The organism is Sphingopyxis sp. (assembly GCF_041916015.1).
Classification (GTDB): domain Bacteria; phylum Pseudomonadota; class Alphaproteobacteria; order Sphingomonadales; family Sphingomonadaceae; genus Sphingopyxis.
This window is the reverse complement of the sequence record NZ_JAYSAH010000013.1, coordinates 18395-37053: the sequence shown is the minus strand read 5'-3', so window position 1 is coordinate 37053 and position 18659 is coordinate 18395. Positions and strand designations below refer to the sequence as shown.

The window sequence follows — 18659 nt, the reverse complement described above, 5'->3', positions numbered from 1 at the left end:
GCGAAGGCTGGCGCTTCCCAAGCGTGTCTCGACTACGCTCGACACGAACGGAAATAGAGGACGGTCTGGAATCCACCCCAAGGCAGACGTTGCCCCTATAAAATCTCGCGCACCAGATCCTGCGGGCGGCAATAGCGGACGCCCTTTTCGGTCTCGACGAAGGGGCGGTCGACATAGGCGGGATTGGCGACCATCGCGGCGATGATCGCCTCCTCGCTTGCCTCCTTCAGCCCGCGTTCCTCGGCATCGGTGCCGCGCAGGCGGAGCGCTTCGTGCGCGGTCAGGCCGGCGTCCCTGAAGAGCTGGCGCAGCTTGTCGGCGGTGTAGGGCGCCTTCAGATATTCGACGACCTCGACATCGACGCCGGGGGCTTCTTCGAGAATCGCCAGCGTCTTGCGCGAGGTGCCGCAGGCGGGGTTGTGCCAGATGGTTGCCTTCATGGCAGCGTTTCCTAACGAGAGCGTAATGACGCGTAAACCCGCTATTCATGGCATATATGGCACATCTGCCCGCATGAAGGGGAACCACCGGCTTGCCTTTCCCGGTCCGGACACGATCTATGCAGGATCGAGGGACCGCCAGAGGCGGCCATTGCGGGGTTGCTGTTTACGTGAATGACATGATCGATCGGCGAAAGTTGCTGGCGGGGCTTGCGGGCGCGGGAGCGCTGGCGGCAGCGTCGGCGCGCGCCGCCCAATTGCCCGACTGGATCGCCCAGCCGGCACCGCCCCCGGCACCCGTGCAGGCGCCGGTCGACTATCTGGCCGTCGCGCGGAAGCAACTGGCCTTGCAGTCGCGCAACATCCATCAGACCGATCGCGTCGGAATCGTCGATTTCGGTCTGCCGTCGTCGCGCCCGCGCTTCGCGCTGATCGATATGGCGGCAGGGAAGATCGAGATGTTCCCGGTGACGCATGGCCGCGGGTCGGACCCGCAGCATGACGGCTGGCTCAAGCGCTTCTCGAACGCGCCGGGATCGCTGGCGTCGTCGCGCGGCGCCTATCGCACCAGCGACTATTATTGGGGCGCGAACGGGTCGTCGATGCGGCTTGCCGGGCTGGAGCCCGACAACAACAACGCCGACATGCGCGCGATCGTCATTCACGGCGCCTGGTATGCCGAGCCGTCGCTGATCGCGACGCAGGGCAAGCTGGGACGCAGCGAGGGCTGCTTCGTCTTCGGCGAGGAATTGCTGCCGATGGTGCTATACAAGCTGGGGCCGGGGCGTCTGCTCTTCGCCGACAAGCTGAGCGTGCCGCCGCCGATGCCGACGTTCCAGATGCCGACCGGGCCGCTGCCGGGGACCGAGAATATGGTGCGGACGAGCGCGACCAGCGGGGCGATGCCGAAAACGGCAGACTGATCTCCCGCGTCATTGCGAGCAAGGCGAAGCAATCCAGAGCGATTAGTCCCTGGATTGCTTCGCCTTGCTCGCAATGACGAGCGGGTCAGTAAATGCCCGAGGTCGCGGCTGTGGTCGGCGCCACCGGCGTCGTCGGCACCACCGCGGGCGGGTTCGGCGAGATTACCACCGCCGCGGCGCGGCCGGGCTTGGCGAAGCTCGCGACGACGGGGGCGTCGCGGCCGTAGATGTCGGCGAGCTTGGTCACGCCGCCCTTGGCACCCGGAACCACCGTCCAATAGGCGACATAGACCGGGAAGGGATTGTCGAAGGTGAACTTCGTCGTCTTGCCGCTCGCGATCGCCTCGCCGAATTCTTCGGGGCTCTTGCCGGCAAAATAGACCGCCATGAGCCCGGAGAAGTGCAGCGCGCGTTCGGTGCGGATGCAGCCGTGGCTGAAGGCGCGCGCGGCGGCGTTGAAAGCCGCCTTCGACGGGGTGTCGTGAAGATAGATGGCGTGCGGATTGAGCATCTCCATCTTCATCACGCCGAGCGCATTGTTCGCGCCCGGCTGCTGCACCACCGACAGCGTCTTGCCGCTGCCGGTCCAGGTATAGCCCTGTGCGCGGGCGCGCGCCGGGTTGCTGGCGATCGTTGCGCCGATGCCCTCTGCGATGATGCTCTTGGGCAGCGTCCAGGTCGGGTTGACGATGATGCCGGTCGCCATCGGGTTGAGCTGCGGCGTCGGGGTCGTCGGCTTGCCGACGACCGCCTTGTGCGTCGCAATGACCGTGCCGCCGTGGATCACGCGGGTCAGATATTCGGGCACGTTGCTGACGACATAGCGGTCGCCGAGATTGCGCGGCATCCAGCGCCAGCGTTCCATGTTGACGCGGATCGCATTGGCGTCGGCAGGAGTCTTGGCGGTCTTGAGTGCGGCCTTCAGCACGGCGAAATCGGGATGGACGGGGTCGAGCCCGGTGAGCGTTTCGGCCACGCCGCCGGTGGTCAGCGCGGAGGTGAGGAGGCCGATCAGCGGTGTGTCCTTCGTGTCGCTGTCGGTCATGAACCACTGTTTGCGCGCCACGTTCGGGGTGCGGCCGTCGCGCAGGTGCGTCGCAAGCAGCAGGAAGCTGTCGGTCGCGACCTTGTCGAGCCGGTCCTGATCGCCGCTGTCGATCGCGGCCTGCAGCGCATCGGGGTTATAGTCCTTCGCGAACAGCCCCTCGTCGCCGACAGTCTTGATGAAGGCGAGCAGCGCCTTGGCGTTGGCCGTGGTCCAGTCGGGCAGATTGGCCTCGGTCACGGTTTCGACAGTCGGGGCGTCGTCCTTTACCTTGTCGGGTTGCAGAACGACCGAATCCTCCTTGACGCCTGTCTGCGCGAGCGCGGGTGCTGCGAGCAGGGTAAGCGGGAGGATAAGCGCCGCGGGATGGCGCAGGGCGAGGGGAGAGTTTTTGACCATGGCGAAGGCCATAGCCAAAAACTTTCCCTAGTTAAAGTGAGCTACGGCACAGGTCGCCAACCTCAGCCCCGCCCCTTCCGGGGAGGGGTCGGGGTGGGGGGCGCCGCATGGCGCTGCCGTCGGTGCCCACCCCGCTGCGACTAGCGAACAAGTTCGCAAGTCTCGCTGCCCCTCCCCTGAAGGGGAGAGGAAAATGGCTCAGGCTGCGCCCGCTTCATCCTGCTTCGCGAGCCATTCTTCGAGCCACTTGATCGTATAGTCGCCGTGGATCACGTCGGGGTCGGCGAGCAGCGCCTGATGGAGCGGGATGTTCGTCTTGACACCGCCGATCACCATTTCCTCGAGCGCGCGGCGCATCCGCATCATGCAGCTTTCGCGGCTGCGGCCATAGACGATCAGCTTGCCGATCATGCTGTCGTAATAGGGCGGGATCGAATAGCCGGCGTAGAGGCCGCTATCGACGCGGACGTGCATGCCGCCCGCGGCGTGGTAGCTCGTCACCTTGCCCGGCGAGGGCAGGAAGCTGCGCGGGTCCTCGGCATTGATGCGGCATTCCATCGAATGGCCGCGGAATTCGAGGTCTTCCTGGCGGACCGATAGCCCCGCGCCGCCCGCGATGCGGATCTGTTCGCGGACGAGGTCGAAGCCGGTGATCATTTCGGTCACCGGATGTTCGACCTGGATGCGCGTGTTCATCTCGATGAAGAAGAACTCGCCATTTTCCCACAGGAATTCGATCGTGCCGGCGCCGCGATAGCCCATCTTCGCCATCGCGTCGGCGCAGATGCCGCCCATGCGCGCGCGCTCCTCTGCCGAGATGATCGGCGAGGGGGCTTCTTCGAGTACCTTCTGGTGGCGGCGCTGGAGCGAGCAGTCGCGCTCGCCGAGGTGGATGGCATTGCCCTGGCCGTCGCCGAAGATCTGGAATTCGATGTGGCGCGGGTTGCCGAGATATTTTTCCATATAGACGGTCGGGTCGCCGAAGGCGGCCGCCGCTTCGCTGGAGGCCTGGCCCATCAGGCTTTCGAGGCTGTCCTCGTCGGGAACGACCTTCATGCCGCGCCCGCCGCCGCCCGAGGCGGCCTTGATGAGGACGGGGTAGCCGATGTCCTTCGCGAGTTTTTTTGTTTCCTCGCTGAACGTCACCGCGCCCGGCGAGCCGGGAACGACGGGCAGACCGAGCGCGACCGCGGTGCGCTTCGCCTCGACCTTGTCGCCCATGGTGCGGATATGCTCGGGCTTCGGCCCGACGAAGATCATGTTGTGCGCTTCGATGATCTCGGCGAAGCGCTCGTTTTCGGAGAGGAAACCGTAACCGGGATGGATCGCGTCGGCGCCGGTGATCTCGGCCGCCGAGATGATCGCGGGGATGTTGAGATAGCTGTCCTTTGCCGCGGGCGGGCCGATGCAGACGGCTTCGTCGGCGAGGCGGACGTGCATCGCGTCGGTGTCGGCGGTCGAGTGGACCGCGACCGTCTTGATGCCCATTTCATGGCAGGCGCGGTGGATGCGCAGCGCGATCTCGCCGCGGTTGGCGATCAGCAGTTTCTCGATAGCCATATGGCGAGGCTCAGACGATGGTGAACAGCGGCTGGTCGAACTCGACCGGCTGGCTGTTCTCGACATGCACGGCCTTCAGCGTCCCCGCGGCGGGGGCGACGATCGGGTTCATCACCTTCATCGCCTCGATGATCAGGATCGTGTCGCCGGCCTTCACCGCCGAACCGACGGCGGCAAAATTGGCGGCGCCGGGCTCGGGCGCGAGATAGACGGTGCCGACCATCGGCGATTTCACCGCGTCGGCGAAAGCGTCGGCGGCGGGCGCCGCAGCAGCAGGGGCAGCAGCCGGAGCGGCCGGGGCAGCGGCGGGCGCTGCTACGGGAGCGGGCGCGAAGGCGACGGGCGCCGCGGCGGCGGTTAGTGTGCGTGCGACGCGCACCTTGCGGTCGCCGTCCTCGACCTCGATTTCCGAAAGCTGCGTGTCGTCGAGCAGCTCGGCGAGCGCGCGCACGAACGCCGGATCGATGTTGATGCCATTGTCTTTATGGTCACCCATGAGAATTTTCCTGTTGTTGCGGCGCCCCTTGGGAGGGACGCTCGACCCCGTTTTTGATGCGCCCTCTTGTCAGAGTCGCGCGGCGGCGTCCAGCGCCAGCGTATAGCTGTTCGCGCCGTGACCCGCAAAATGCTGCGCGGCGGCCATGCCGACATAGGAGATATGGCGAAATTCCTCGCGCTTCATCGGGTCGGAGAGATGGACCTCGATCACCGGGACGCGGATCGACTTGATTGCGTCGTGGATCGCGATCGAGGTGTGGGTATAGCCGCCCGCGTTGAGCAGCACCGCCTTGGCGCCCTCGACATAGGCCTCGTGTAGCCAGTCGATCAGCGTGCCTTCATGATTGGTTTGGCGGCATTCGACGCGGAGGCCCAGCGTGCTGGCCTGCGCCTCCAGCCGCGCGTGGATATCGTTCAGCGTGTCGTGGCCGTAAATCTCCGGCTCGCGGGTGCCGAGCAGGTTGAGATTGGGTCCGCTAAGGACATAGACGAGCGGGGTTTCGGGCAAGAGGCTGGCTTTCGGTTGCGAGGATGCGCGCTCCCCCTATATGGGCTGCTCGGCAAAGGCAAAGCAAGGCGGACTCGTGATTTCAGTCATCCTCAACGGCGAACCCCGGCAGGTGCGGGGTGGCAGCATCGCCGACCTGGTCGCCTCGTTGGGCCTCGACGTGAAGAAGGTCGCGGTCGAGCGCAATCGCGCCATCGTGCCGCGCTCGACGCTGGCCGATGTCGCGCTCGCGGAGGGCGATGCGCTGGAGATCGTCCATTTCGTGGGTGGCGGTTGATGGCCGTCGCGCGCATCATACCCAATCGCTACACGGATGATCCGAAGGCGGGGGCCGGCTTCTTCAACGAGGTGCTGGGGCTGGAGACCGCGATGGCGATGGATTTCATCACCATCTATCGTTCGGCCGCGCAGCCGATGGTGCAGATCAGCATCCTCAGTGAAGATCCGTCGGGGCTGCGCCCCGCCTATTCGGTCGGCGTCGATGATGTCGATGCGGTCCACGCGCGCGCCGTCGCGGCGGGGCACGAGATCGTCTATGCCCTGCGCGACGAGCCGTGGGGCGTCCGCCGCTTCTTCGTTCGCGATCCGCTCGGCGACATCGCGAATATCGTACAGAACAAGGATTGAATGTGGGCAAGATCGACAGCTGGAGCGTTGCCGGGCGGACTTTCACGTCGCGGTTGATCGTCGGCACCGGCAAATACAAGGATTTCGAGCAAAATGCCGCGGCGGTCGAAGCGTCGGGGGCGGAGATCGTCACCGTTGCGGTGCGCCGCGTCAACGTGTCGGACCCGAATGCGCCGATGCTCACCGATTATATCGATCCGAAGAAGATCACCTACCTGCCCAATACCGCGGGCTGCTTCAACGCCGACGACGCGATCCGCACCTTGCGGCTGGCGCGCGAGGCGGGGGGCTGGGATCTGGTGAAGCTTGAAGTGCTCGGCGAGGCGAAGACGCTTTATCCGAACATGCGCGAGACGCTCGAGGCGACCGAGGTGCTCGCGAAAGAAGGCTTCCTGCCGATGGTCTATTGCGTCGATGATCCGATCGCCGCGAAGCAGCTCGAGGATGCGGGCGCGGTTGCGGTCATGCCGCTGGGCGCGCCGATCGGCTCGGGGCTCGGCATCCAGAACCGGGTGACGATCCGCCTGATCGTCGAGGGCGCGTCGGTGCCGGTGCTCGTCGATGCCGGCGTCGGCACCGCGAGCGATGCGGCGGTCGCGATGGAGCTCGGATGTGATGGGGTGCTGATGAACACCGCGATCGCCGAGGCGAAGGACCCCATTCGCATGGCGCGCGCGATGAAGCTGGCGGTCGAGGCGGGGCGCGATGCCTATCTGTCGGGCCGTATGGGGCAGCGGCGCTATGCCGATCCGTCGAGCCCGCTGGCGGGACTGATCTGACGCGGTCCTAGCCGGTATAGATTTCAAGGCCCATCGCGGCGAGCAGCGGGAATTGCTGGTCGGCTGCGATGATCATCCCGTCCATGCTCGCCAGTTCGCGGAGGTTGAGACCCGCGAGGTCGGCATCGCGGAGATCGGCGCGGGCGAATTTGGCGCCGTGGGTCAGCGCCTGAACAAGGTCGCATCCACGCAGATCGGCGCCTTCGAGATCGGCATCGATGAGCAGCGCCTCGCGGAAGTTCGACCGCGCGAGATCGCAACCGGAAAGGCGCGCCTCGGTGAGATCGGCGAGTTCGAGATTGCAGCCGCGGATCGTCGCGACGGTCTTGACCAGCTTGCGGCCGAAGGCGCGGCTGAAATCGGTCTTGTGGAAGATCGCGCCGCGCAGATTGCACGCGTCGAGTTCGATCCCGAACAGCGTCGAGCGATCGAACCGGGCAAAGGACAGGTCGGATCGCACGAAACGTGTCTGATCGAGCTGGCAGAAGGCGAATTGGGGCCCTTCATGTCCGTCTTCGTCCGCGAAGCTGCACTTGTCGAACAGGGCGTCGCGCACGTCGGCGTTGGCGAAACGGCACCGGATCAGGCGGCAGCCGACAAAGCGCGCGTCCTGCAGGCAGGTTCCCGAAAGCTTCACGTCGCGCAGGGTGCAGCCCGTGAAGCGCGCGCCCGCGAGGTCCGCTTCGGCGAAGACCACGTCGGAAAGGTCCACGCCGGTTATCGTGCAGCCCGACTCCAGTTCGATCGTCATTTTGCCTCCGTTGCCAGCCGGGGCTGGCTAACGCGAGGATGGGAACGCATCAAGAACGAATGTCGAGGCTCCGGATTCCGGTGTGTGATCTCAGCGGCCGGTTGTCTGCTGTTCGCGCGGCGCTGCCCAATCGGAATCGCGGACCACGCCGACATATTGCACCAGCCGGCGCGCCTGCGGGCCGTTATCGTCGGGGACGAAGCTTTGACCGACCGATGTGGTGATTTGCCCGAAGTCGGTGGCGGCGATCGGCGAGCCGCGAGCGCCGGTATCGAACAGGGTGATCGTCGCTGGGTCCGAGGCGGCGCGCAAGGTCGCCGCGCCCTTCACCATCACGAAAGGACCGTCGATATTGAAGTTCGTCATCCTGAGCCGCTTGACGCCGTCCGGAAAGGGAACCGGGATCTGGACCGCGCTGTCGAGCGCGAGCAGGGCGATGCTGGCGGTCTTGCCCGCGGCGGGCAGATCCGAAGCGGCGATACGCGCGGCAAAGGGCTGCGTCCTGTTCACGCCCGCCTGCATCACATGGTACAGGCCCCAGAGGCCATAGGCGGGGCGGTTGCCGAGCTTTCCACCGCGCACCGCGCGCGCGTAATTGTTGAAGATCACCGTTTCGCGATTCTGGCCCGCGGCGATGTCGGCCAATGTCGCGCGAAGCTCGGCCGCGCCGTCGCCGGGCTTGTCCCCCAGCGCCGCGAGCGCGGCGGAGGCGCGATCGCTGGCCGCCGTGGCCGCGAAAGCCCCGGCGGGTTGTTCGCCCGACCCCGCGATCCATTCGGCGACGAGCCCCCAGTCCTGCACCGAATCGATGCCGGTGAAGCGGATGCGCCGCGACGCGGGAAGGGTGGCGTTCAGGCGGCGGATCGCGCGGACCTTGTCCTCGAAGGCCCGGTTGCCCCATTGGGCGCCGCTTTTGGTCCAATAATCGAAGACGCGCTTCAGCAGCGCCTCGTCGCCGGTATCGAGATAGCGGTTGAAATAATCGGCCTGCACCGGATCGATTTCGGCGAGATAGTCGGTCAGCCCGATCCGCCGGTTGAGATGGGTCAGCAGTTCGAGGTCGAGCCCCTGCGGCGCGGCAACGCCGTGGCTTTCGCCGAGCAGGATCAGGCGGCTGCGATAGAAGGCCTTGGGAAAGGTGAAGGCGATGCCGCCGGTGATGTTCCTCTGCGCCACGATATGCGCCCGCAGCCAGTCGGCCTTCGCCTGGTCGGGGGCATCGGCCAATATTTCGGCGGGAAGGGGTTTCGGCATGGCCGGCTGTGCGAGCGCGGAAGCCGGGAGGATGAGTGCGGCGGCGGCCAGCGACAAGATACGCATGAAGATTTCCATCGAGAAAGAAGGGTTTGCCCCTAGCTCGTTGGAACGCAGACGCAAGAGCGGTGCAGGGTGTCGGTGGACATCGGTGCGAGGCACCGGATTCCGGTAAATGGAATCCGGTGCTTCGACGTCAGGGGACGCGTTTCACCGGCGGCGGGGTCCAACGGCCTTCGGTCGCCGCGCGCCGGGGCAGATAAAGACGCAGGTTCATGCTGAACGCGCCCTCGGGTGCGGGGAGCCAGTTGGCTTCCCGGTCGGCGCCCGGATTGTCCTTCTGGATATAGAGGTCGAGCGAACCGTCCGCGTTGAAGGCCAGCTTGTCGCGGTCGCCGATCGCGAAACGGTCGATCGGGTTGGCGACGAAGAACTGGTCCTCGCCATACATGGTCAGCGACCAGAAGGCGTCGGCGGGCGGGATCTGGTCCTTGTCGAAATGGAGGACATAGCGGGCTGCGCCGGTGAGCGGCTTGCCCTCGCTGTCGAGCGGCGCCATCGGATAGATCGCCTCCTCGGGCGGCAGCGCGCCGAGCCCGGCGAAGCCGATGAAGGCGCGCTGCAGATAATCATTGCCATAGACGCCGAGGGCATTGCCCATCGCGACCCAATTGTTGCGGGTGAGGCTGAGGCCTTTCCGGCGGTTCAGGATGCGCTGCCAGCCGTCCGCCGCCGCGCGCGTCAGGCCGCGCTGCACGGCAGGATCGGCCCTAGCGAAATCGAAGCTCTGGCCGGGAACGATCCCGATTTTTTCGAGCCGCAGCAGGATGCCGTAATCGCTCGCGTGCGGCGGGTTGCGCTTCATGAGTTCGGCAAATAGCGGGAAGAAGGCGTCGGCTTTCATCGCCGTCACCTGCGCAACGGGGGGCGTCTTCATGTCGACCGACATGTCGGGCTTCGCAGCCGGGGCGGCCGCCTGCGGCTTGCCCCACGCCGACAGCGGCGCGGCAGCATAGCCCGCCTGCAGGCCATGGACATGGTCGTAATCGGGCGCGCCGTTGGTCTGGATGCGCCCGATGATCCAGCCCATGTCGGTCGGGCTGCGCACCATCCGCATCCCTTTGGGGAGGGTGCCGTGCCAGCTGGGGCCTACCAGCGCGAAGCGGCCGCCGTCATTGCCCGTCGTGCGCGTGCCGAGCGTCGCGAATACGTCGGTCCACATGTCCATGATCGGCACGACATGATAGCGGCCCGCCGTGTTCGGCATGGTGACGATCAGCGGTTCCCTGCCGACGTCGAACCACAAGGTCGAATAGAGGGTGTCGGCGTTGGGCCGCACGACATCCTTGAAGGTCGCGTCGGGATAGGTCTTCATGTGCGCGAACCGGTTCATCGGCGCGCGCAGCCGGCCTTCGGTGCCCGAGTTGGTCGAGACGCGGCGCGTCGTTTCCATCAGCACCATCGGATAGGCGTAGGTGTAGGCGTCGAGGCCGATGGCATAGGCTTCCTCTTCGCTGACCGGCGCGGCCTGGGCGGCGCTGGTCAGGAAGGTGAGGGCCATCGCCAGCAGGGCAAGCAGGCTCTTCATAAAGGGATACTCCTCTCGAATTTTTTTGCCCGTTAGCGCCGGACGCGCGGCGCGTCTGTCATCCGGCCGACAATCTCTTTGGGAATATTGCCGTTCGCGTTTAGACCGGAACGGCAATAGCAAGCTCGTCATTGCGAGCGAAGCGAAGCAATCCAGAGCGGCTTGCCACACTCTGGATTGCTTCGCTTCGCTCGCAATGACGAAATGGAGAGGGTGGAGCATGGCGACGGACCAGCGCGCATGGTCGCGCGAAGACCGGCTGGCGGTGCTTCGCCTGTGTCCGCTGTTCGCCGGCTGGCCCGAGGCGCGTCTGGCCGATCTCGCGGCGATCTCTCGCGCCGAGCATTATTCGCGCGGCGCCGAAATCTTCGCGCGCGACCCCGAAAAGCGCGAGGCGTTCGTGATCGCCGCGGGCGAGATCGAGGTCAGCCGGGGGAGCGCGGCGGGCCGGAAATTCGTGCTGAGCCTGCAGGGGCCGCACGAAATCCTCGCGATCGTGCGGCTGCTCGCCGAGCCGCCGATCCATTATGTCTACAGCGCCTATGAGGACAGCGTGCTGCTGCACCTGCCGTGCGACGGGCTCGCCGCGATCCTCGATGCCGAGCCGATCCTCTGGCGCGACATCGCGTTGCTGATGTGCACGCGGCAGGGTGACAGCCTGCGCCAGCTCAACATCCAGAAGCTGGGTTCGCTCGAGCAGCGGATGGCGGCGACATTGGCCGACCTGTCGCGTATCCACGGCATCGCAGGCGAAAGAGGCATCGAACTGGCGCTGCGCCTGCCGCAGGAACAGCTGGGCGCGATGCTCGGCGTGACGCGGCAGAGCGTCAACAAGCTTCTGCGCGGGTTTGAGGAGGCCCATATGATCGCCGTCGATTATAACCGGATCACGATCCGCGACCCGGCGGCGCTCGACGCCATCGCGGCGCAGGATTGAGCGTCGGATCGTCCCTTCAGCGCAACCATTTGTCCCGTGCTCCGGAACGCAGGCGCCGGCGCGACGTTGATCCGGGAAGAGGCGCGTCCCTTCGTCTCTGAAAATCGAGGAGAAACACCGTGGGTGAACTCAAGGACAAGGCCAAAGGTCTCGCGAATGAAGCCGTCGGCAATGTGAAGCAAGCGGTCGGCAAGGCAACCGACAACGAGCGGCTGCGCGCCGAAGGCGCGGCGCAGGAGCGCAAGGGCGAGGCCCAGAATCTGAAGGGCAAGGTCGCTGGCGCGCTGGGCGACAAGATCTGACGATTTGCCGTTCGTCCGCAAAAAGAAGCCCCGGAGGTTCGCTCCGGGGCTTTTTTGGTGAAGCAAGCCTATTTGCCGCCAGAGGCCACCAGATCGACGTCGGTCATCCCGCCATCCTGGCGCGCGAAGACGACATAGGCGAGGTCGCCCTTGGTGCCGCCGAGCATATGCTCGTTGCCGCGCACGCGGTGGTCGCTGGTGTAGCCGGCGCGCACGGCCATCGTGTGATAATAGTCGAGCACACCCTGGATCGACGCGGCGGTCTGGAAATTGACGACGCGGATGTTGCACTTGCCGCCGGCGACGCCCGCAGCCTCGCGCAGCGTCGCGCGCGGATAGACTTTGAACGCGGCGGGCAGGCGGTCGGCCCAGGCATTGCCATAGGTGAGCTTGGCGTCGCAGCTTCCCTTCTGCTGCTCGCGCGCGAGCGCGCCGATCGTGACCGGGCGCTTCGCGGCGCAGTCGCCGTTGCAGCCTTCCTCGAAGGGCAGCGCCTTGGGCGCGGCGAGCAGCTTGCCCGCGGCCTGCGCGGCGGCGGCTTCGGCGGCAGCCGTGGCCTTGCCACCGGCGATGCCGGGAACGCCGCCGTCGACCGGCTTGTTGCCGGGAGCCGCCGCGTTGCGGTTCGCTTGGCCGGTCAGCTTCGGATCGACCATGATCTTGTCTTCGAGCGCGCCCTTCACCGCCGGATCGGCGTCGGTGAGCCCGTCATCGAGCGGTTTCAGATCGGCCTTGGCCTGCGGATTGTCGCGGCACCCCGCGAGCGGCATTGCTGCCGCCATCATCAGGCCCGCCACCAGCCATTTTCCCCGCACCGTCATCGCTAACGCTCCCTTAATATCATGCCCGGAATTGCAGGATTCTGGTTAAGAAGATGTGATCAAAAATCGTTAATTGGTAAGGCTTTGTTAGCAAAAAACTGTGCCGGAGCGAGACGGAATCGGCATTCCGGCGCCGGGGTCAGCTTTCGATCGGGCCCTCGGGGCCGAGAATAAAGCCGCAGCCGAGCCGCTTTGCATCCTCGCCATCGGTTAGCGCCGCGACCGTCTGCCATCCGTCGGCGCGCAGGCTGGCGGCGAGCGCGGGGTCGTGCCCAAGCGGCAACAGGATGCGCCGGTCCACATCATCCTCGGCGCCGAGGCCGTCGTCGATCAGCGGGTCGGGATAGAGCGAAAAGCCGACCGCCGACTCCTCTTCATCCTCGCCGACCGGGATCGCATAGCCGCCGCCGCGGCCGATCGCATCGCCCTGACCGGGAACGAAGATCTGGAAGCCGAACCAGCTTTGATAGGCGAAACCATGGCGCTCGGTCGGGTCGAGCGTCAGGTTGACGCGGTTCCGGATCGGTGCGGCGATTTCTTCGAGCGCGTCGATCCGCGCGGTGAGAACGCCGACGGTGTCGAAGGCGCGCAGATCGGCCAGCGCCTGATCGAACGGGCCGGTTGCGCGGAGCAAAGGCAGATAGGCCTCGGCGCCGAGGCGGACGAGCGCTCCGGCGTCCTTGGCGTCGAGCGCGTCGCGCAGCGCCTCGATGCTTGCCGCGACGGGCAGCGGGCCGTTCGCGAGCAGATCGACGGCGTCGGGCAGAGTGAAGTCGATCGTGGCGCCGCCGATCCCGGCGGCGTCGAGCGCGTCGATCGCGACGGTGACGATCTCGCGCGCCGCGACGACGCTGTCGCTGCCGATCAGTTCGGCGCCGACCTGCAGCATTTCGCGCGCCGGGCGGAGCTGGCTGGCGCGCAGCTTCACGACTTGTCCCGCGTAGCAGAGGCGCAGCGGACGCGGGGCGCTCTTGAGGAGCGACGTCGCGATGCGGCCGACCTGCCGCGTGATGTCGGGGCGCAGCGCAAGCGTGCGCTGCGAAACCGGATCGGTGAAGCGGAGCAGGTCGCGCGCTTGCCGGTCGTCATCGCCGCCGAGCGTCTCGCGAAACTCGGCGAGCGGTGGGGAGACGCGGCCATAGCCGTGCGACCGCATCGCATCGACGAGCGCACGAGTGACGCGCGACGCGGCCTCCGCCTGCGCGGGCAGACGGTCGCGGAGCCCTTCGGGCAGCAGGGCAGGGGCCTTGGTCATGGATGCGGCCTTAGGCGGGTGGAGAGGGGAGTTCAATATTTCTCCCCTCCCGCTTGCGGGAGGGATCGGGGGAGGGCCTGTTTGTTCAAGCACGACCCTCGACATGCCCTCCCCTAACCCCTCCCGCAAGCGGGAGGGGAACTGGGTGGCGTCAGAACTTCAGCCCCTTCACCGTCTTCACGCCGGGGAGCTGGCAAAGCTGCCAGAGCAGCGGCTCGGGCATCGGCGAGTCGAGGCTGAGCAGCAGAACCGCTTCGCCGCCCGCGGCGCGGCGGCCGAGGTGGAAGGTGCCGATGTTGAGGCCCGCTTCGCCGAGCGCGGTGCCGATGCGGCCGATGAAGCCCGGCGCGTCCTCGTTGACGATGTAGAGCATATGGCCGTCGAGATCGGCCTCGACCTTGATCCCAAACATCTCGACGAGGCGCGGGTCGCCGTTGCTGAACAAGGTGCCGGCTACCGAGCGATCGCCGTCGCTGGTTGCGACGGTGACGCGAACGAGGGTGTGATAATCGCCGTCGCGGTCGTGACGAACTTCGCGCACATCGAGCCCGCGTTCGCGCGCCAGATGCGGGGCGTTGACCATGTTCACGCTGTCCGAATAGCGGCGCATCAGGCCGGTGAGCACCGCGGCGGTGATCGGCTTGAGATTGAGTTCGGCAGCCGCGCCTTCGACCTCGACCGAGATGGTCGTGAGATTGTCGTGCGCGAGCTGGCCGACGAGGCTACCGAGCTTTTCGGCGAGGCTCATATAGGGGCGCAGTTTCGGTGCTTCCTCGGCCGACAGGCTTGGCACGTTGAGCGCGTTGGTGATGCCGCCGGTGAGGAGGTAATCGCTGAGCTGCTCGGCGACCTGGATGGCGACGTTGACCTGCGCCTCGTCGGTCGACGCGCCCAAGTGCGGCGTGCAGACGAAGTTCGGGGTGCCGAACAGCGGATGGTCGGCGGCCGGCGGTTCGGTCGCGAACACATCAAGCGCCGCGCCCGCGACATGGCCGCTGTCGAGCGCATCCTTCAGCGCCGCCTCGTCGATCAGGCCGCCGCGCGCGCAGTTGATGATCCGCACGCCCTTCTTGGTCTTGGCGAGATTCTCCTTCGACAGGATGTTTCGCGTCTGGTCGGTCAGCGGCGTGTGCAGCGTGATGAAGTCGGCCTTGGCGAGCAGGGTGTCGAGGTCGGCCTTTTCGACACCGAGTTCGATCGCGCGTTCAGGGGTCAGGAAGGGGTCGAAGGCGACGACCTTCATGCGGAGGCCGAGGGCGCGTTCGGCGACGATGCTGCCGATGTTGCCGCAGCCGATCAGGCCGAGCGTCTTCGACGTCAGTTCGACGCCCATGAAGTCGTTCTTCGGCCATTTGCCCGCCTGCGTCCCGGCGTTGGCTTCGGGGATCTGGCGGGCGAGGGCGAACATCATCGCGATCGCATGTTCGGCGGTGGTGATGCTGTTGCCGAAGGGCGTGTTCATCACGATGACGCCCTTCTTCGACGCCTCCGGAATGTCGACATTGTCGACGCCGATGCCGGCGCGGCCGACGACTTTCAGGTTCGTCGCGGCGGCGAGAACGTCGGCGGTGACCTTGGTGGCCGAGCGGATGGCGAGGCCGTCATAGTCGCCGATCATCGCGATCAGCTCGTCCTTGGTCTTGCCGGTGATGACGTCGACGTCGATGCCGCGTTCCTTGAAGATCGCGGCGGCCTTGGGGTCCATCTTGTCGGAAATCAGAACTTTGGGAGCGGTCATGTCTATGATCCTTTAACCTCGTCATTCCCGCGAAAGCGGGAACCCAGTGTGGGGTCAGCCCACGCACGCTCTGGGTCCCCGCTTTCGCGGGGATGGCGAACAATTGTTACGCGGAGAGGGTTTGGTAGGCCCAGTCGAGCCACGGGCCGAGTGCTTCCACATCCGCAGTGTCGACGGTCGCGCCGCACCAGATGCGAAGGCCCGGAGGCGCGTCGCGATAGCCCGCGATATCATAGGCCGCGCCTTCGGCTTCGAGCAGTCCGGCGAACTTCTTGATGAAGGCTTCGTCGGCGCCGGCGACCGACAGGCAGACCGAGGTCTTCGACCGGCTGGCGGGATCGGCGGCAAGGTGGCTCAGCCACTCGCGGTCTTCGACGATCTTGTCGAGCGCGGCGGCATTCGCATCGCTGCGCGCCTTGAGGCCGTCGAGACCGCCGAGCGACTTCGCCCATTCGAGCGCGAAGATCGCATCCTCGACCGCGAGCATCGACGGCGTGTTGATCGTCTCGCCCTTGAACACGCCCTCGGCGAGCGCGCCTTTGCTGACGAGGCGGAACACCTTCGGCAGCGGCCAGGCGGGGGTGTAATTTTCGAGGCGTTCGACCGCGCGCGGGCCGAGGATCAGCACGCCATGGCCGCCTTCGCCGCCGAGCACTTTCTGCCAGCTGAAGGTCGCGACGTCGATCTTGTCCCATGGCAGGTCATAGGCGAACACGGCCGAGGTCGCGTCGGCGAAAGACAGGCCCTCGCGGTCGGCGGCGATCCAGTCGCCGTTCGGGACGCGGACGCCGCTGGTCGTGCCGTTCCAGGTGAAGAGCACGTCGTTCGACCAGTCGATTTCGGTCAAATCGGGAAGCTGGCCGTAATCGGCGCGGATGACGGTCGGGTCGAGCTTGAGCTGCTTCGCGGCATCGGTGACCCAGCCTTCGCCAAAGCTCTCCCAAGCGAGCGTCGTGACGGGGCGCTGCCCGAGCATCGTCCACATCGCCATTTCGAAGGCGCCGGTGTCGCTGCCCGGAACGATGCCGATGCGGTGCGTGTCGGGAAGCTGCAGCATCTCGCGCATCAGGTCGATGCAAAGGGCGAGGCGCGTCTTGCCGATCTTCGCGCGATGCGAACGGCCGAGCGATTCGGTGGCGAGTTTGTCGGGGGACCAGACCGGCGGCTTGGCGCAGGGACCGGAAGAAAAATAGGGGCGCGTCGGGCGCACCTGTGGCGTCGTCACTTCACTCATCATAGTCTCTCCTTGCAGAGAGCTCGCGCGGCGTTGGGACCGCGTGGCCCGGCGCCGCCTTTAGGGTCCGCGCGCGGGCTGTCAAACAAATTGCACGGGCCGCGCGAAATTTTCGGCGAGCCGATGAAAAGGTATACGGCTTGTTAACCAATTCGTCGGTAATTTGACGGTCATGCCGATCCCGCCTTTCCTGAAGCCCCGGGTCCTGATCGCCGCCTGTGCGGCGCTGGCGCTTTCTGCCTGTTTCGGCGCCCCCGAGGCGATGAAGCAGGGCGGCGGCAAGCGGCCGACGGCCAGCACGCCGGCGCGGCCGCAATTGACCGGCACGCCGTCCTTCACCAGCCCCGAAGCGCGGCAATGCGCCTTCGACCTCAAGCAGGCGGGGGTGCGCTTCACGCCGCTGCCGAACGAGGATCATGGCGGCGGATGCAGCTCGATCGATTCGGTGAAACTGCTCGACATCGGCACGCCGGTAACGAACCTCGGCGCGATGACCTGTCCGCTCGCGAAGAATTTCGCGGCCTGGGCGCAATTTGCGGTGCGGCCCGCGGCGCGCAAATATTTCGGGCAGGAGGTCGTGAAGATCGAGACCTATGGCACCTATAGCTGCCGCAACATCTATGGGGGCCGCTCGGGCCGACTGTCGCAGCACGCCTATTCGAACGCGGTCGATGTGGCGGGCTTCGTGCTCGCCGACGGACGCCGCATCATGCTCGACGGCGGGTGGAAGGGCGACAAGACCTCGCAGGATTTCCTCCGCGCGCTGCACAAATCGGCGTGCCGGCGCTTCGGGACGGTGCTCAGCCCCGATTATAACGCGGCGCATTACAACCACTTCCATCTCGATATGAGCGGCAACGGTTATTGCCGCTGACAAACATTCGTCACCCCGGATCAAGTCGGCGATTATCCCTTTCGCATCCGTATACGTTCTACACTTCGTCATTGCGAGCGAAGCGAAGCAATCCAGAGCGGTTTACGCCACTCTGGATTGCTTCGCTTCGCTCGCAATGACGGGGTTACGGATGCCAAGGGGATAATCGCCGATCAAGTCCGAGGTGACGGGGTTTTAGGTTCCCCGGTCGTCCGCCTTGGCAAAGCCGCGCGAAGCGGGTAGCCGCTCGCTAATGGCAAAAGACAAACAACCCCATCGTTCGCGTTTTCACAAAGCAAAAGACGACGCCGAGTTCGCCCAGCAGGCGACGACCACGCCGCAGACCGCCGACCCGTCGTACCGGCTCGCCTTTCAGGATACCGACTTCCTGCTCCGCGAGGATCTGCGTCCGGTGCGCTTTCAGCTCGAACTGCTGAAGCCCGAACTGCTGCTCGACGAGGCCGGGATCGAATCCACCCTCGTCATCTATGGTTCGGCGCGCATTCCCGAACCCGGCGCCGCCGACGGTCTCGAAGCCGCGGCGACCGATGATGTGCAGCGCAACATTGCGCGCCGCCTGAAGGCCAAGGCGAAATATTATGACGAGGCGCGCGCGCTGGCGCGGATCGCAAGCCAATATCCGTGCGACGACGCGGGCTGCCGTCACTTCGTCGTCTGCTCGGGCGGCGGGCCGTCGATCATGGAGGCCGCGAACCGCGGTGCCTATGACGAGGGCCGCGAATCGATCGGGCTCAACATCGTGCTCCCGCACGAGCAGGCGCCGAACCGCTATGTCACCCCGTCGCTGAGCTTCCAGTTCCACTATTTCGCCTTGAGGAAGATGCACTTCCTGCTGCGTGCGCGGGCGGTCGCGGTGTTCCCGGGCGGCTTCGGCACCTTCGACGAGATGTTCGAGCTGCTGACCTTGATCCAGACCGGCAAGATCAAACCGATCCCGATCGTGCTGTTCGGTAAGGAATTCTGGAACCGCGTCGTCAATTTCGAGGCGCTGGTCGAGGAAGGCGTCGTCAGCGCGCGCGACCTCAATCTGTTCAAATTCGTCGAGACCGCCGAGGAAGCCTGGGCGATCATCCAGGATTTCTACGCCAATGCCGAGCATCATTGA

20 protein-coding genes are annotated in these 18659 nt (G+C 65.7%); 8 read left to right on the top strand and 12 right to left on the bottom strand.

Translation table 11 applies throughout. From position 1 onward, the window contains the following. Positions 1–95: 95 nt before the first annotated feature. Positions 96–440, bottom strand: coding sequence for an arsenate reductase family protein (locus ACE3SL_RS02230; protein ID WP_374524135.1), 345 nt, complete (start codon positions 438–440; stop codon positions 96–98). A 179-nt stretch (positions 441–619) separates the two neighbouring features. On the opposite strand from ACE3SL_RS02230, the gene ACE3SL_RS02225 reads away from it, so the two are divergent. Then, a complete protein-coding gene (locus ACE3SL_RS02225) occupies positions 620–1363 on the top strand; it encodes a murein L,D-transpeptidase catalytic domain family protein (RefSeq protein ID WP_374524134.1) in 744 nt (247 codons plus the stop codon). Positions 1364–1448: 85 nt separating this feature from the next. Here the strand turns inward: ACE3SL_RS02225 and ACE3SL_RS02220 are convergent, their stop codons facing one another. From ACE3SL_RS02220 to ACE3SL_RS02205, 4 genes are all read right to left on the bottom strand, one after another. Next, the gene (locus ACE3SL_RS02220) at positions 1449–2819 is read right to left on the bottom strand and encodes a L,D-transpeptidase family protein (RefSeq protein WP_374524133.1); all 1371 of its coding nucleotides are present in this window, start codon (positions 2817–2819) and stop codon (positions 1449–1451) included. Between the two features lie 186 nt (positions 2820–3005). Continuing rightward, on the bottom strand, positions 3006–4367 hold the full coding sequence (gene accC, locus ACE3SL_RS02215; protein ID WP_374524132.1) for an acetyl-CoA carboxylase biotin carboxylase subunit: 1362 nt from the start codon (positions 4365–4367) through the stop codon (positions 3006–3008). A 10-nt stretch (positions 4368–4377) separates the two neighbouring features. After that, positions 4378–4863, bottom strand: a complete 486-nt coding sequence (gene accB, locus ACE3SL_RS02210) for an acetyl-CoA carboxylase biotin carboxyl carrier protein (RefSeq protein ID WP_374524131.1) — start codon at positions 4861–4863, stop codon at positions 4378–4380. 69 nt (positions 4864–4932) lie between these two features. After that, on the bottom strand, positions 4933–5373 hold the full coding sequence (locus tag ACE3SL_RS02205) for a type II 3-dehydroquinate dehydratase (RefSeq protein ID WP_374524130.1): 441 nt from the start codon (positions 5371–5373) through the stop codon (positions 4933–4935). 76 nt (positions 5374–5449) lie between these two features. Between ACE3SL_RS02205 and thiS the strand changes: the two genes are divergently transcribed. From thiS to ACE3SL_RS02190, 3 genes are read left to right on the top strand one after another with little or no spacing between them, the layout of a single operon-like run. Beyond that, positions 5450–5650 carry a sulfur carrier protein ThiS gene (thiS, locus tag ACE3SL_RS02200; RefSeq protein ID WP_374524129.1) on the top strand — a complete coding sequence of 67 codons (201 nt, stop codon included), beginning with the start codon at positions 5450–5452 and terminating at the stop codon, positions 5648–5650. Beyond that, positions 5650–6000: a VOC family protein gene (locus ACE3SL_RS02195; protein ID WP_374524128.1), complete on the top strand. Its 351-nt coding sequence runs from the start codon at positions 5650–5652 to the stop codon at positions 5998–6000. Before thiS ends, ACE3SL_RS02195 begins: the two co-directional genes overlap by 1 nt. A gap of 2 nt (positions 6001–6002) precedes the next feature. Further along, complete coding sequence (locus ACE3SL_RS02190) at positions 6003–6779, top strand: bifunctional sulfur carrier protein/thiazole synthase protein (protein WP_374524127.1); 777 nt, start codon at positions 6003–6005, stop codon at positions 6777–6779. 7 nt (positions 6780–6786) lie between these two features. Here the strand turns inward: ACE3SL_RS02190 and ACE3SL_RS02185 are convergent, their stop codons facing one another. The 3 genes from ACE3SL_RS02185 to ACE3SL_RS02175 form a co-directional block, all read right to left on the bottom strand. Continuing rightward, a complete protein-coding gene (locus ACE3SL_RS02185; protein WP_374524126.1) occupies positions 6787–7530 on the bottom strand; it encodes a pentapeptide repeat-containing protein in 744 nt (247 codons plus the stop codon). A 90-nt stretch (positions 7531–7620) separates the two neighbouring features. Then, positions 7621–8850: a hypothetical protein gene (locus ACE3SL_RS02180; protein WP_374524125.1), complete on the bottom strand. Its 1230-nt coding sequence runs from the start codon at positions 8848–8850 to the stop codon at positions 7621–7623. Between the two features lie 130 nt (positions 8851–8980). After that, positions 8981–10372, bottom strand: coding sequence for a DUF1254 domain-containing protein (locus ACE3SL_RS02175; RefSeq protein WP_374524124.1), 1392 nt, complete (start codon positions 10370–10372; stop codon positions 8981–8983). A gap of 220 nt (positions 10373–10592) precedes the next feature. On the opposite strand from ACE3SL_RS02175, the gene ACE3SL_RS02170 reads away from it, so the two are divergent. Beyond that, a complete protein-coding gene (locus tag ACE3SL_RS02170) occupies positions 10593–11309 on the top strand; it encodes a Crp/Fnr family transcriptional regulator (RefSeq protein ID WP_374524123.1) in 717 nt (238 codons plus the stop codon). A 119-nt stretch (positions 11310–11428) separates the two neighbouring features. Beyond that, the gene (locus ACE3SL_RS02165; RefSeq protein WP_374524122.1) at positions 11429–11611 is read left to right on the top strand and encodes a CsbD family protein; all 183 of its coding nucleotides are present in this window, start codon (positions 11429–11431) and stop codon (positions 11609–11611) included. 68 nt (positions 11612–11679) lie between these two features. Here the strand turns inward: ACE3SL_RS02165 and ACE3SL_RS02160 are convergent, their stop codons facing one another. The 4 genes from ACE3SL_RS02160 to ACE3SL_RS02145 all read right to left on the bottom strand — a co-directional run bounded on the left by ACE3SL_RS02160 (position 11680) and on the right by ACE3SL_RS02145 (position 16662). Further along, the gene (locus ACE3SL_RS02160) at positions 11680–12432 is read right to left on the bottom strand and encodes a hypothetical protein (RefSeq protein WP_374524121.1); all 753 of its coding nucleotides are present in this window, start codon (positions 12430–12432) and stop codon (positions 11680–11682) included. Between the two features lie 139 nt (positions 12433–12571). Beyond that, on the bottom strand, positions 12572–13687 hold the full coding sequence (locus ACE3SL_RS02155) for an ATP phosphoribosyltransferase regulatory subunit (protein ID WP_374524120.1): 1116 nt from the start codon (positions 13685–13687) through the stop codon (positions 12572–12574). 151 nt (positions 13688–13838) lie between these two features. After that, positions 13839–15425, bottom strand: coding sequence for a phosphoglycerate dehydrogenase (serA, locus tag ACE3SL_RS02150; protein ID WP_374524119.1), 1587 nt, complete (start codon positions 15423–15425; stop codon positions 13839–13841). A gap of 106 nt (positions 15426–15531) precedes the next feature. After that, positions 15532–16662 (bottom strand): phosphoserine transaminase, encoded by a 1131-nt coding sequence (locus tag ACE3SL_RS02145; RefSeq protein WP_374524118.1) that lies wholly within the window; start codon positions 16660–16662, stop codon positions 15532–15534. Between the two features lie 169 nt (positions 16663–16831). On the opposite strand from ACE3SL_RS02145, the gene ACE3SL_RS02140 reads away from it, so the two are divergent. Both ACE3SL_RS02140 and ACE3SL_RS02135 read left to right on the top strand, forming a co-directional pair. Continuing rightward, positions 16832–17533: an extensin family protein gene (locus ACE3SL_RS02140; protein ID WP_374524117.1), complete on the top strand. Its 702-nt coding sequence runs from the start codon at positions 16832–16834 to the stop codon at positions 17531–17533. A gap of 253 nt (positions 17534–17786) precedes the next feature. Continuing rightward, entirely contained in the window at positions 17787–18659 is an 873-nt protein-coding gene (locus tag ACE3SL_RS02135; RefSeq protein ID WP_374524116.1) for an LOG family protein, read from the top strand.

Excerpts from the sequence above, each read along its gene's own strand:
- ACE3SL_RS02195 (WP_374524128.1), top strand. The coding sequence starts at position 5,650 with ATGGCCGTCGCGCGCATCATACCCAATCGCTACACGGATGATCCGAAG.
- ACE3SL_RS02175 (WP_374524124.1), bottom strand. The coding sequence starts at position 10,372 with ATGAAGAGCCTGCTTGCCCTGCTGGCGATGGCCCTCACCTTCCTGACC.
- ACE3SL_RS02155 (WP_374524120.1), bottom strand. The coding sequence starts at position 13,687 with ATGACCAAGGCCCCTGCCCTGCTGCCCGAAGGGCTCCGCGACCGTCTG.
- accC (WP_374524132.1), bottom strand. The coding sequence starts at position 4,367 with ATGGCTATCGAGAAACTGCTGATCGCCAACCGCGGCGAGATCGCGCTG.
- ACE3SL_RS02230 (WP_374524135.1), bottom strand. The coding sequence starts at position 440 with ATGAAGGCAACCATCTGGCACAACCCCGCCTGCGGCACCTCGCGCAAG.
- ACE3SL_RS02220 (WP_374524133.1), bottom strand. The coding sequence starts at position 2,819 with ATGGCCTTCGCCATGGTCAAAAACTCTCCCCTCGCCCTGCGCCATCCC.
- ACE3SL_RS02170 (WP_374524123.1), top strand. The coding sequence starts at position 10,593 with ATGGCGACGGACCAGCGCGCATGGTCGCGCGAAGACCGGCTGGCGGTG.
- ACE3SL_RS02140 (WP_374524117.1), top strand. The coding sequence starts at position 16,832 with ATGCCGATCCCGCCTTTCCTGAAGCCCCGGGTCCTGATCGCCGCCTGT.
- ACE3SL_RS02185 (WP_374524126.1), bottom strand. The coding sequence starts at position 7,530 with ATGACGATCGAACTGGAGTCGGGCTGCACGATAACCGGCGTGGACCTT.
- ACE3SL_RS02145 (WP_374524118.1), bottom strand. The coding sequence starts at position 16,662 with ATGATGAGTGAAGTGACGACGCCACAGGTGCGCCCGACGCGCCCCTAT.
- accB (WP_374524131.1), bottom strand. The coding sequence starts at position 4,863 with ATGGGTGACCATAAAGACAATGGCATCAACATCGATCCGGCGTTCGTG.
- ACE3SL_RS02180 (WP_374524125.1), bottom strand. The coding sequence starts at position 8,850 with ATGCGTATCTTGTCGCTGGCCGCCGCCGCACTCATCCTCCCGGCTTCC.
- ACE3SL_RS02135 (WP_374524116.1), top strand. The coding sequence starts at position 17,787 with ATGGCAAAAGACAAACAACCCCATCGTTCGCGTTTTCACAAAGCAAAA.
- ACE3SL_RS02160 (WP_374524121.1), bottom strand. The coding sequence starts at position 12,432 with ATGACGGTGCGGGGAAAATGGCTGGTGGCGGGCCTGATGATGGCGGCA.
- ACE3SL_RS02225 (WP_374524134.1), top strand. The coding sequence starts at position 620 with ATGATCGATCGGCGAAAGTTGCTGGCGGGGCTTGCGGGCGCGGGAGCG.
- serA (WP_374524119.1), bottom strand. The coding sequence starts at position 15,425 with ATGACCGCTCCCAAAGTTCTGATTTCCGACAAGATGGACCCCAAGGCC.